Genomic DNA, 12,517 nt, shown 5'->3' on the forward strand with positions numbered 1-12,517 from the left:
CTGGCTGCGCACCAACCGCGGCAGTTTGCTCAAGGTACTGGTGCGAGCTTGCCCGGGATCAAGCTTGGGAAACTTGCGCCGTGCCATCTTTACACCGCTGCGGCTTGCGGGCTGACTCCCGCGGCTCGATTGAACTGTCCCAGCAATACTATGATGGCGAAGAAGAACGGATTGAGCAGGGTGGAGATACTCAGAAACGAAACGATCATCGCCGCCGCCGTATAGCGCAGAGCCATCTGTTCGAGATGGGCTTGCGCTGGCGCCGGACGATAGGCAAACCACCCCAGCCACCCCAGCAACGCGAGCACCAGCAACAGCCCGCACACCCCCGCCTCTCCTGCTATCCGCAGGGGAAAGTTGCTGGTCCCGGGCACCACCACGCTGTCGCCGCGAAGGTAATTTCGCAAGGCCGGATCGGTGGTTCCGGCCTTGAGCGCTTCCTGCAGATAGAAACGCCCGAAGCCGCCAACGCCCAAGCCAAAGCCGGGCGCGCTGACAAAGGCGTCCACCGCCGCAGCGCTTTGATCGATACTCTCGGCCAGATCGTCCGTACTAGAGAACGGCACCGAAATACTGGTGCGATCCGACCAGCGAGCCAAATAGGTAAAGAACGACTCGCCGTGGCTGTGAATCGCGCGACCCTGGGAGGCAAGCCAGCAAAAGAAAAGCACGTTTATCACGATCGCCACGCCTAGCATCACCCGGCTGCCAGCCACCAGCAGCCCGGTAATTAAAAGCACCAGCAAAAGCCCGGTCAAGCAATGGGTCAACAGCAGGCAGATGATTCCGGCCGCCAAGACCGCGTAACTGCTGCCAGTGGGACTGGTCATGCATCGGGCCACCGGCAAGGGCATCAAGGTGGCGCCAATCGCGGCGGCGGCCACCCGTGGTTCGGACTGGAGAAAAGAGCACCGCGGAGTGGACCCAATTCCGAATTGAGTCAAACTGCCACCGGGCAACAACCAGCGCGAGAACAATTCGTAATGCAGCCGCGGCGACAGCAAAAAAATTCCTCCCACGATCAGGTACAGGATCAGCAACCTAACGCTGGCGCGATACGACATTATCAGGACTTGGCTGGCCTCCATATACAGGACCCAGGTAGTAACGAACAGCGCCGCCATCACCACAATCTGCCGCATCACCAAGGGATCGAGTGCGCCATTGAACAGCACTCCGGCGCAGGCCACACCGAAGACCGCTACCCAGGCGGCGGCCAGGCGCAAGGGTAGTCGCAGACCATAGCCACCACGCACCAGCCAGATCACGGCGGCAAAGATGGCAACCGGCGGCGAATTATAAAAGATCGCGCCGCCCACCAGGCCGATGAGCGGAATCAAATTGAGCGAACTTAGCCCCATGAGAAACTGGATCATCACTCGGCGCGCGAAGCGCCGCCCGCGGGCGAAGGTGGTAAGTGCAGCAGCGCTCGGCTCAACCCGTGCGCCACGGTTTGCGGCAGCCACGGACGGAGACGATCGCGTAGCTCGGTCCACAGCGATTGCGCGACCAGCGGCCAAGTCAAATGGCGCCGATAAGCGGGCTGGCGCACCATCATCGCGAGCCCGTGCAAAGCGAACTCGCGCAGATAGCAGCTTTGGTAGAAATAGGGCTGCAGATCGGCATAAGCGCCGGCCAGCAGGCTCAGAGCCCGCGTCGCCACCGCTTTGACCTCGCGCGGGCGACGCCTCATGGCGGTGGCGTAGCTGTTGGGATTGCCGCGATAGGCCGCGAAGTAAAGGTCGGGCAACAGGCAGATGCCGTGCCGGAAGGCGATCAGATGGGCCAGGAAACCGTCGCTCAAAAAGCCCAAGTCAGGCGGATACTGGCCAATCTCGTGCACCGCGCTGGCCCGCATCAGCGCGGTAAAAGTCGCGATCAATCCCAGGCGCGGGCGCACGATCGAAAATTCGCGTCGCTCGGCGCGTGCCACTTCGGCGGGGTCGAGATAAGCGCGCTCGCCTTTGTAGCGCAGCCGGGTATAGCTCAATTGCGGCTGTTCATCGCTAAACCCGGCCACTGAAGAACAGCACAGCCCCGCTCGCGGGTACCTCTGAAGGGTCTCGATCGCGGTAGCAAAAAAGTCGGGCAGCACCTGGTCGTCGGCCGAAGCGTAAAACAGATACTGGCCGCAGGCTTGACGGGCAGCACGATTGACCGCTACCAATGGCCCCTGCCGTGACTGCTGACGGATCACGCGCAGAGTGGGAAATTCACGCCCGAGTTGACCGAGCACCTCCAGGCTACGATCGGTGGAAGCGTCGTCGATTACTATTACCTCGGCAGGCGGATGCGATTGGGCAAAGATCGCGCGCAAGCTGATGGGCAGATAATGGGCGTGATTGTAGTTGGGCATGATCACGCTGAGCCGAGGCGCAACCATCGCTACCGGCCCACGCGCAGGCTCGCGCTCAGGGGCGAGGAAAGCTGTGCCGCAGGCGAGGGTAGCCGATGCCATCGCCGGCGCGCGCGCAGCCAGATCGTGCCAATCGCCAGTGGCGCCGCCACGCCGGTTATCGCCATATAGCTGGCGGCAATCGCGCCGGCTCCATGGGCGCGGCTTAGATAGCAGGCGCTGGCAAAGATCAGCAAACCCGCCAGCAAAGACGGCACCATCAGCGGTTCGCGTTTGTGGGCGCGCAGATAAACGCTCAGTGGAAAGGCTGCCTGCGCCGGGATACAAGCCAGCAGAAACAGGCCGCTGGTCGGCGGCGGCAGGAGTCGATAGGCCCACGGGATGCGATAAGCGTAGAGTCCGCAGATCGCCAGCCACGCCGCGCCGGCTGCCAGCGCACTTAGCGCCGTGCATGACACGATCAGGCGCCCAGCCAGGCGGTCGGCGGCGCGATAATCGCGCCGCGCGATACTAACCCCCATCGCCGGCGCCTTGACCAGTGCCCAGGCGGCGGCGATCTGCTGCACCCCAACCACCAAGCTGAGCGTCATCCCAGTCTGCCCGGCGATAACCGGGCCGCGATAATGGAACAAGACGGGAGTCAGGCTATTGAAGGCCAAATAGCCGCTGAGCCAGGACAGCGCGATGCGCCATTGCAAAGGCCAAATTTCGTATCTCCAATTGGTACGCGGACCACTGGGTTGAAAAATGAAGCATCGGAAGAACTTGCGATAACGACGACGCAGGAATGCAACGTTCCAAAAAAGTTTGGTTGTCACTGCCAGCGCCGGAGTCCATAACCCCGCTCCCAGCGCGATTGCTACCAATGCGCCCAGTCCGCTAAGCACCGACTCGGTGAGACGGAAGCGATAGACCTCGGTGACCTGGTTACATCCCTCCAACAGTAGCCACATCGGCGCCGTCGCCAAGCTTGCGCCGCTTACCAGGCCCAGCGCGATCCAGGGTGTACGCCAACTTATTTTGGAAGCGGCGGGAAAGAAGGCCAGTCCCGCCACAATCAACCCGCCGCTCGATATGATCGCCGCCAACGCGTACCAGGCGATCGCCAGCCGGCCCAAACTAATCAAGCGCGAGAGCGCGGCCGGCTCGCCGGCCGGCACGCCGCCGCAAGTCATCCGCAGGTGGGCCCATTCATGGGCGGCAAACTGGATAACGACTTGTCCGAAGCCCATCTCGGCCATCACCTGCAAACCCAGCAAACTGGCGAAGGTGTAGTAATAGCCCTGCAACTCGGGAGAGAAGCACAGCGCCACCAGCGCTGCGGTCAGTGCCGCGCACATCATCCGCGTGCCCACGTTGGCAACACCGAAGAGTCCCGCCCGGTCGGTATGCACCCGGGCCATGAGCCGGCCCAGGCCTTGCCGCTCGGCGCTCACGGCCACGCCTGGACGCCCTCCCAGCGCCGACGCAACGTGCGCAGCAGGGGAAACAGAGGCCTGAGCGAGCTGGTGGGAAAAATCAGGGCTGGAGCGACCAGCAGCCAGAATAGCGGATAGCGCCGATAGCCGCGCAACAGTAACCCGCGCATCTCCCGCAGCGGCTCCTGCGCGTCGCCGCCCAGGCGTACATACAACAAGGCGGGCAGGACCTGGCGTAGCAATCCGTGGTTGATAACGCGGCGCACCGCGCCGCGCGAGCAGCCTCGGCCGACAAACGCCTCCAGTAGGCGAGGCAGCGTATAACCGAAGGTCAACAGCGAGGTGCGTCCCTCATCCACCCAGCGTTGGGCAATACAGGGCTCGCGTAGCAAAGCCGAAGGAGCTGCTCCGCTTAGCACGGCGAGCACGACATACAGGTAGGCAAAACCGAAGGCGCCCAGGCCGATAAACTCGCGCAGGCCTGGCTCGATCAGCGCGGCGCGCGCCGCGCGGCCGTTGATTATATTGCCGGGCGCGAAGCTAAGCCGAAAGGAGAGCCGGCGCAGATGGTCATCGCAGCGCTCAAAGCGCTCAAGCCCGTGCGCTGGCAGTCCCGCCCAACGCGAATAGATTTGCCGATAATCCCGGCCTCGGAAGACGTAGGTGTTGAGCGACAGGACGGAGAAGGGGCCATGTCCCAGCGCGCGATAAATTTTCTCCACGGTGCCGGGCAGTACAATGTCGTCATCGGCGCACAGCCAGAAATAATCGCCATGCGCCTGCTCCAACAAACCAAGCGAGTTGCGATCCAGTCCCAGGTTATGCGCATTTTGCCGCCAACCGATCCGGGCGCTGCCGGCCGCGTACCTGGCAATTACCTGGGCCGTGGCATCACTGGAGGCGTCATCGGCGATCAGCAATTCGCAGCGCTGGTCGAGCTGGGGCACTAAGCTGGCAAGCATCTGGTCCAGATGCTCGGCGCGGTTGTAGGTGGGCAGCCCGATTGAGAGCGGAAGCGGCAAGCTCGTTTTGCGTTACAAACTCGTTGGTAAAGGCAGAGCCGTCATCTGTCCGCAACTCCCGCGCAGCTTGCACCCGATCGCTTTTGTTACAGGCGACGGGCGGCTCTGCCCGTCATCGTCGCGTGAGCGTTGGCGCTCGTCATTCCCTATTTCTGCCGCCGGCAGTGCAGTCAGGATTAGCAATTGGGCGACGGTCGTTCGCAACCCCTACCCTATCCCTGCCCTCGCGATGCGGGGGGAGGGACAGAAAAATTCCCCCGCGAACCGCAGTGGGACAGTGATTCACAAGATGCCTGAGCCACGAATCCAGGATATTAGGTAATAGTAAGTTTAGGATCGACCGCCTTAGCCCGCCCAAGTCAATTGGCCAGCGGCGTCGCCTGCGGGTCCATCGCGATGAGCCCACGTCCACCGCGCCCGGCGGCCAGATCCTCGATCGCGTCGTTTATCTCTTCCAGCCGATAGATCCGCCCCAGCATCGCGTTTAGCGGCCACACGCCGGCGCGTAGCCAGCGCGCATAGCGCGGCAAGTCGCGCGCGGGCCGGGTCCCGCCGCCCCAGGTGCCGACCAGCCGTTTGCCGCGTATTAAGTCGAACGGATCGATTGCGATTTGCCCCCCCTGGCGCAGGTTGCCTGCCAGCACGCAGATTCCCTTTTCGCCCACTGAGCTCAGCGCCGCTTCCATCGCGCGCGCCTGCCCCGCGGCTTCGATCGCGCAGTCAACACCCTGGCCGCAGGTGATAGCTTGGATCGCCGCCACCGGCGCTTGCACGGTGGCGTCAATAACCTCGGTGGCGCCAGCCCTGCGGGCGCGCCAGAGCTGAACGGGATTTAGATCGACCGCGATGATCGGCCGGGCGTGGGTCAAGCTTGCCGCCGCAATCGCGCTCAGCCCCACCCCGCCGCAGCCGAAAACCGCGACGCTCGCACCAGCTTTGAGCCCGGCGGCGTGGAGCACGGCTCCGGCACCAGTCGGAATGGCGCACCCCAAAAGCGCAGCCGCGCGTAAATCTAGACTCGGAGCGATCCGAGTCAGGCGATTTTCCGCCACTACCGCGTGGCGCATGAAGGTCGCCAGCGCGCCGGAGTTGATCACCGCGGCGCCAGCTCGGTAGCGTGCGCCCGCAGCATCAACGCCCGGCCCCTTGAGCCACGACAACACGACGTGGTCACCGAGCTTGACCCGGCTTACTCCTGGGCCAACCCCGCGCACCACGCCGGAGCCCTCATGGCCCAGCGCGTGAGGAAGGTAGCGATCGATACCGCGTTCACCGCGAACCTCCAGCAGTTGGCTGCGGCACACCCCGCTGTAAGCGATTTCGACCAAAACCTGGCCCGTCCGCAATGAGGGAAGCGAGAGTTCGACTATCTTCAGCGGTTGGCCCACTTCGAACAAAATCGCCGCCTGAGTCAGGCGCGGGGGCGATAAAAGCGCGCTGGCGCGAGATCTGGGCAAGGGCTGTTTCATTGCGCAATAAACCAATAGTAGTCACCGCGGTAATCGATTTCTTCGAACAAGCGTTTCCATTGGTCCACGTGCATGTAGGTCAGCGCGGTCAGATTCCATTTCAACATCCGCTTGCGCTCGGCCTCGTCACGCCATGCATCGACAGTGATAAAGGCTCGCCCACGGCTCACCCGCATGATCTCGCGCAACGCTCGACGACACTGAGCCGGAGGTAGATTGTGGACCGTATTGATCGAGATCACCAGGTCGAAGGAAGCGTCAGGCCAGGGCAACTCAGCCGCGTCACCGACTCGAAGGCAGGAACGAACCGATGGATCGGCCTGCTCGATCGCATAACTCGAGATATCGATTCCGGCCAGGGTCAGCTCGGGCATCAGCCCTTTAAACTCCCGTAGCATGAAGCCCTTGGCGCATCCGACATCGAGCAGCGCAGCGGTAGGCGCAAGGCCGTAATAGTCGCGCAGGCGGCGCACTGTCGCGCTCCAGAAGCGCGGATGGTAATGATAGCCGCCGTAGCCGGTAAGCCGGTCGCCGTCGAAGTATTCGTGGCCGAAGCGGCGCGCGATCGCGCGCTGTTCGTCGCTCACCAATTTTCCTCGCGGGCTCCCGGGCGACGGGCGATCCGCGCGGTCCGGGAGCCGCGCCCGGGGGTGAGGCCCGGACCTACCGTAAGCGGGCGGGGCTGGTCGCCCAAAGCCGGACCGTCAGCTGGTCGCCATAAAGCCGATGTCCTGTTGGGCAAAGTTAGCGAGGTGCGGGAATATCTGATTCAACTGGGTTTGCTGTAGCCCGAGCCATCTCGCCAGCGTCGCGCCATACTGGTCGACCGAGAATTGCGGGAGCCACAGGCCCCGGGCGTCCGGATCCACGTCAGTTGGGCCGCCGAGCTCTAGAATCGGAAAGTCGCCATAAAGGCCGCCAACGACCGATCCGCCGATCACGAGCTGGTGCGTGCCCCAGGCATGGTCGGTACCGGCCGTCGTGTTCGGCTGGAATGTTCGATTAAACTCCGACATGGTGAATGTGGTTACCGCGCTCTCAAGGCCCAGCTCCACCGTGGCTTGGTAGAACGCAGCGATCCCCTGGCTGAGGGCCGACAGGAGTGCCGCCTGGGTGGCAAGCTGCGACACGTGGGTGTCGAAGCTCGCCAGAGGCACGATGAACACCTGCCTGGCAACGCCCAGAGCCTGGCGGCTGGAAATGACCTCCGCGACGAATTTGAGGCTCTGGCCGAGTCCATACGAGTCCGCGGGAAACACGGTGGCTAGCTTCCCGAGCGAAGTTGCGGAGCTTAGTGAGCGGAGGGCTTGCAGCGCGTTTGCGGTGATACTGTTGGCCCCGTTGACGAGGACGTACTGGCTGGCCTGCGTCAGCAACCCCTCAAAGGGCTCGCTGGGGCCGCCGGGACTGTAGTCAATTTGGCCGGGATTGACCGAGACGGACCGGGTGGTTTGCCCGTTAACAAAGAGCAGGTTCCCGCCCAAGGAGAGCGCTGTTAGCCCGGATGAGCCCGCGCTTAGGTCGGCGATCCTGCCGCCCCAGCCGGAGGCGGACAAGGGGCCCCCGTCGGAGACGGAGCTCTGCCACTGGTTCTGTTGATCGTCGTGCGAGTACAGACTAAGAGGTACCCCGGCGCCCGCGAGGTACTCCTCGACGGTGATGGGCGCGTTGAGCGTCCCGACGTTGGCGACAATGGCCGCCAGCCCCCTGTCGTACAACGCCTGGAGTTCCGGCATGCTTGGATGCAGGCCGTAGCCCGGCGTGCTACCGCCAAGGGCGAGCACCTGGGTGGGCGGAATCGCTAGGCCCTGCCTGGCCCGGGCGTACGCGGTATATCGGGAGTCCGTCGGCACAACCATGTTGTTCGCGTCGTTGCCGCCAAGCAAAAACACGCAGACGAGCGCCTGGTATGGAGGGGAACTCTGAGCGTCTGCCCTGCTAGCGAAGCGGTCGAGCGGCAGCCAGCCTAACCCTGCGACCGCCAGCGCCGTAGCCCTAATGAACGAGCGCCTCGTTATCTGTGATGCCCGCATGCTGTTACCCCCCTTTGCTTGCTCGCGTGTCGGCAGGCGGCGGGCCTCACCGAATAACGCGAAACAGCCCCGACGTGGCGACCAGGAATAGCGCCGTCTGGGCTCGCTGAACGGGATCGCTCGTTGCGTCTATCGCGCCTAGGATCGACCGCTGCATCTCCACGGGCATCGCGCCCCGTGTGAACAGGAGGTCGACGGTTGCCAGAAGGTTAACGGGATTCGTGGCTGCCGAAACGAATGGCCCCATGGGAATCGTGAAAGGCGGATTCACCCCGTTGTTTAGAAGAAGGGACCAGATCACGCTGGCCTGGGCTACGGCGTTGCTGGAGGTCAGCAGCTGGAATTCCGGAGCCGGGATCTTGCCGTCGGACAGTGAGTAGAACGGACTGTAGAAGCTGAACACGCTGGGGGGAAGATCCACCCTCTCCCCCATCGTTTGTATTCCGCCGGCCGGCTGGACCTGCGTGAAGTCCGGGTCCATCACAGCGCCAAGGGCGCGTAGTACGGCCGTCATATAGAGCATGGGCTCCCGGAGATGGCCGTCATTTGCTGAGGCGAGGGCCGGGTCGTCGCCGGCGCGTGCCTCGGGGTCCGTGAGGACGGCGGCTACGACCGCTTTCATATTGCCCCGGGTCCCCGTTCCGTCGTTCGCGAACACCGAGGCTACCCGGTCGATGTAGGAGGGGGTCGGGTCGCTTTTCACGAAGTGCTGAATCAGGCGAAGCGCTAGGAATGGCCCGACGTTTTGGTTATCGAATATTACTTGAAGGGCCTGGTCCAAATCCTGCTCGGCCGTTTGGCCCGGCGCCAGCGGAGATCCGAGGACCGTCTTGGCTCCGGTGTCGTGCGCTTGCTCGTTTGCTACGAGTGGGCTCGACAGCGGATCGGCCGCGGCGTAGGTCCAACCGGTGAACACCCGGGCCAGCGCGCGTACGTCTGAATCCGTATAAGCGGCAACGGGCCGGCCGTTGCTGTCGAGCACGGGGCTGCCGTCTTGGTTCAGCAGGACTGTGCCGATGGTCATCAACTGAAGCAGCTCGCGCGCGTAGTTCTCGTTCGGGCTAGCTCCGCTGGTTGATTCCGAATTATTCAGGAGGTCCAGGAACTCGCCCATCTGGGGGTTCAGCGTGATATCATGTAGGATTGTCAGGTAGTTAGCGAACGCGTCCCTCTCCAGAACGCCCCAGTAATTGGGCATCTCGCTGCAGTTGGGCAGCGGCTGGAGACAGGAGACCGTCAGGATCGTACTTAACGCGAAGGCGATGCGCTGGCGGAGCTGGTCTGGTCCGGTAAGCGCGTTGTAGACCAGGTTGTCGGGCGTCCATTGCGCTCCGATGTATCCAGCAGGAACCGGCTGCAGTGCGGACGGCGGGAGCGCGAATTGGGTTGTGAGCCACTTGGCAATGCCAACGCTCTCCAGGCTGGCGGCGTCGGCTTGCCTCGCCCCCCAGGTTGCTTGGTCCAGGAACCGGGCAGCTGCGTAGTATGCCGGACTCACGGGCGGAAGAAGGCCCGCGACGGGTGTGGACGTGGCCGTTGGAGTCGGCGTGGGCGCCGACCGTGACGCTGCCGCGCTAGGCGATGCCGACGGGGAGGCCGAGACCGTCGGAAGCGCTGGTCCCGTGATCGTCGCCCCAGACGGGACGCCATTTGCCGGGCCGCCGGAGCTGCACCCGGAGCCCATTATCAGCAGCACGATCGACGCAACGACACGACATCGGTTGGTCACTTTCACCCCTCCGGGCCGAGCTTCCGGCCCGGGAACATTAGGGCAAAAGGACCGGCGGACGGGTGTAAGAAAATGCGCTTGCCGGCGCGCGGACGCGTCAGCAAGCGCGTCAAGGCGAGCGCGCCCACTTTCGGGCGTCTAGGGGACAGCGACGTCTCCGAGGCCCGGAGAGCGCTCGGCGGCCCGGCGAGGCGCGCCCCCTCACTGCGCGTGAGCAAGCGCCTGGAGGATCACTCTAGCCGGAGCCGTAACCGGGGCCGCCGGGGTGCGCGTTACTGCTCGGGCTCGCCGGATCCGGGCGGGGCCACCGGCGACTCCCCAGGCCGGCGCATCAGTCTGCGGGCGCGCGGCTTCGCCGCTCGGGCCGTCCCCTCCACGGTCGACGCCGCGGCGAGGGCCATACCGGCCAACGCCCAGACGGTCGCGTCGCCGATCGGCGTGCCCATCATCGGCCACGCAATTAAACGGCCTGCAAGAGCGAGCGAGGCCGCTTGAGCGTAGCCGAGGGACGGCCCGCCGCGGGGTGCCCGGCCGCAGATTCGCCAGAGGTAGCGGGCCGCGGTCGCTACGAGGATCAAAAAGGTGAGAACGGCGCCAACTCCGCCGTAGAGCGGTAGGTCGAGCGCCGAATTCGGGCCGTCGCCTTCCGGCCAGACCGGCGCGAGGTATTTATCTTCCAGCCCTAGGCCGACCCCCCAGGGGTGCCGCTCGGCCACTGGCAAAAAATACCGCATGTCCACCGCCCGAGAGCCAATCTGCGTATTGAGCAGCACTAGGTCGTAGGGGCTGATTTGGATGCCCAGCTTCCTGACCGCCGGCGGGAGCCAGCGCTCGTAGAGTGTGGCCTGGAGGGTCGTCGAAAGGGCGACCGCAAGGACAGCGGCGCCAAGGACGGCGGCTGCGGCGATCCTGGCGCGGAACCGCCGCCGTGTGCTCCGGCGCAGTGCCCCCCTCGGCGGCGCCAGGGCGTAGTAGACGAGCGGCAATAACGTGCCAATCTCGCATCCGCGTGACTGCGTCTCTACCAGCATTAGGCACGCGGCCAGGCTGACGGCCGCCCAGAAAGCCCTTCTTAAGAATCCGGGGCGGCCCGAGACGGCGAGCGCGAAGGCCAGGAGCGCCGCCGTCTGGAAGAGCCGCGCCATGCTGTTCGGCTGGTCGTCTCCCAGCCCGACGAAGCGGCCAGAGCCGTTCGGATCCCAAAGACCATCTGCAATGCCCGGAACAGCCAGCAGAGGCAGGTAAAGGACGCACGTGCTAAAGGCGGCGACGGTCCGCCCCATGGACTTGGGCCTGCCCGCCAGCAGGTCGTAGGTCATCAGAAAGATCACGAGGCCCATCGCGAACCTCGCAGCCATGCCGGCCGAGCGCAAGCTGAGTGGAATGTCCGCAGTGGCCGAGGATCGAAGCGTCGCGAAGACCACAAGGGCGAAAGTGGCCGCGCCCCAGCCCAGGCAGCGGCGTACGGGCCTGGGAGCTCGGATCGGCCTGCCAGAGCCGAAGATGCTGAGCAGCCAGGCGGCTATGGCGAGCGCGAAGAAGACGTCCGCGGGCTTCGCTATAGCGACAGTACGCCAGACAGGAGTGACCGCAATTCCCGCGGTAAGGAGGAACCTGGAAACCCTTCTCATATTGCTTGGGGCCACAGCGCCTAAGGCCCGGGCGCCGGAGGCGACGACGCTGGGCGTGCTGTAACCTGCCGGCCGCCCCCCGGGCAAGCGCGGCTTCGGCTACGCTAGCCTGCGGATGGCGGCGAAGGCAACCGCTGGCGCCCGTAGTCTGTGGCCCCTGCTGCGTGCGGGCTGGCTTCCCCTTGACCGCTGTCGCCTTGAGGTGTTAACACTGGCCTGGCATGCCTTGGGAGGGCCTCTCGCTTTGGTTCGCGAGCTCCACCGGCTCGGCTTGGCTGGGCCGGCGCTCCGTCCCCGCGCCCTCGCCGCTCAAATCTTTTCAGAGCAGGCCCAGTTGCGGCCGCCCGCACGACTAGTGCCTGGCTGGCTGCGGCCGCCGCAGCGCAGCGACGCAATCTCGGCTGGCGAGGCGCGTTGTCGCCGGAAGACGCGAAGGCCGCCTTTCGCCCTGCTCATTGGATGCTGTTGCTTCGCGGCACTAATCGCCGCCTGGGCCGCGCGGGCCGTCGCCCAGGCGCAGACCGCTGCGAACTTGGATCAGGCCTGCGCGCAGATCGCGGCCCAGCGTCTAACCCCGTACCAGGTCCTGCGCATGGGATCTTCCCTCGGCTTGACCGTCGACCAGCTCAACGAGCTCCTGCAATGCGTGGGAGGGGAACCTCTTCCGACCCCCACCCCACTGGGCCAGGGCGAATTCAGCGCCCCATCGCCGACTCCCGCTCCCAACATGATGAGCGGTTATGGGAACAGCGGGAACGGTTTTACTGGGTCAGCCAACGGCGGGCCCGGTGCAGGCAACTGGGCTAACGGCATGCCTGCAGTGGGGATGCCAGCTGCGGTGCCGGTGATGCCGGGAGGG

10 protein-coding genes are annotated in these 12,517 nt (G+C 64.4%); 1 reads left to right on the forward strand and 9 read right to left on the reverse strand.

What is annotated here, in order from left to right:
* Positions 1-89: 89 nt before the first annotated feature.
* The 9 genes from VKV28_12810 to VKV28_12850 form a co-directional block, all read right to left on the reverse strand.
* Entirely contained in the window at positions 90-1,376 is a 1,287-nt protein-coding gene (locus VKV28_12810) for a hypothetical protein (protein ID HLH77676.1), read from the reverse strand.
* A complete protein-coding gene (locus tag VKV28_12815; protein ID HLH77677.1) occupies positions 1,376-2,383 on the reverse strand; it encodes a glycosyltransferase in 1,008 nt (335 codons plus the stop codon). The genes VKV28_12810 and VKV28_12815 overlap by 1 nt, the downstream gene beginning before the upstream one ends.
* Before the next feature lie 2 nt (positions 2,384-2,385).
* Positions 2,386-3,798 (reverse strand): hypothetical protein, encoded by a 1,413-nt coding sequence (locus tag VKV28_12820; GenBank protein HLH77678.1) that lies wholly within the window; start codon positions 3,796-3,798, stop codon positions 2,386-2,388.
* Positions 3,789-4,796, reverse strand: coding sequence for a glycosyltransferase family 2 protein (locus VKV28_12825; GenBank protein HLH77679.1), 1,008 nt, complete (start codon positions 4,794-4,796; stop codon positions 3,789-3,791). The genes VKV28_12820 and VKV28_12825 overlap by 10 nt, the downstream gene beginning before the upstream one ends.
* 359 nt (positions 4,797-5,155) lie before the next feature.
* On the reverse strand, positions 5,156-6,265 hold the full coding sequence (locus VKV28_12830; GenBank protein ID HLH77680.1) for a zinc-binding dehydrogenase: 1,110 nt from the start codon (positions 6,263-6,265) through the stop codon (positions 5,156-5,158).
* Complete coding sequence (locus VKV28_12835; GenBank protein HLH77681.1) at positions 6,262-6,852, reverse strand: class I SAM-dependent methyltransferase; 591 nt, start codon at positions 6,850-6,852, stop codon at positions 6,262-6,264. The genes VKV28_12830 and VKV28_12835 overlap by 4 nt, the downstream gene beginning before the upstream one ends.
* A 117-nt stretch (positions 6,853-6,969) precedes the next feature.
* Positions 6,970-8,298 carry a DUF1501 domain-containing protein gene (locus VKV28_12840; protein HLH77682.1) on the reverse strand — a complete coding sequence of 443 codons (1,329 nt, stop codon included), beginning with the start codon at positions 8,296-8,298 and terminating at the stop codon, positions 6,970-6,972.
* A 46-nt stretch (positions 8,299-8,344) separates the two neighbouring features.
* On the reverse strand, positions 8,345-9,796 hold the full coding sequence (locus tag VKV28_12845) for a DUF1800 family protein (protein HLH77683.1): 1,452 nt from the start codon (positions 9,794-9,796) through the stop codon (positions 8,345-8,347).
* 503 nt (positions 9,797-10,299) lie between these two features.
* The gene (locus tag VKV28_12850; GenBank protein ID HLH77684.1) at positions 10,300-11,367 is read right to left on the reverse strand and encodes a hypothetical protein; all 1,068 of its coding nucleotides are present in this window, start codon (positions 11,365-11,367) and stop codon (positions 10,300-10,302) included.
* An 883-nt stretch (positions 11,368-12,250) separates the two neighbouring features.
* Here VKV28_12850 and VKV28_12855 point away from each other — a divergent pair.
* Positions 12,251-12,517: hypothetical protein (locus VKV28_12855; GenBank protein ID HLH77685.1), on the forward strand; the 267-nt coding region annotated here is incomplete at its 3' end.

The organism is Candidatus Binataceae bacterium (genome assembly GCA_035294265.1).
GTDB lineage: Bacteria > Desulfobacterota > Binatia > Binatales > Binataceae > DATGLK01.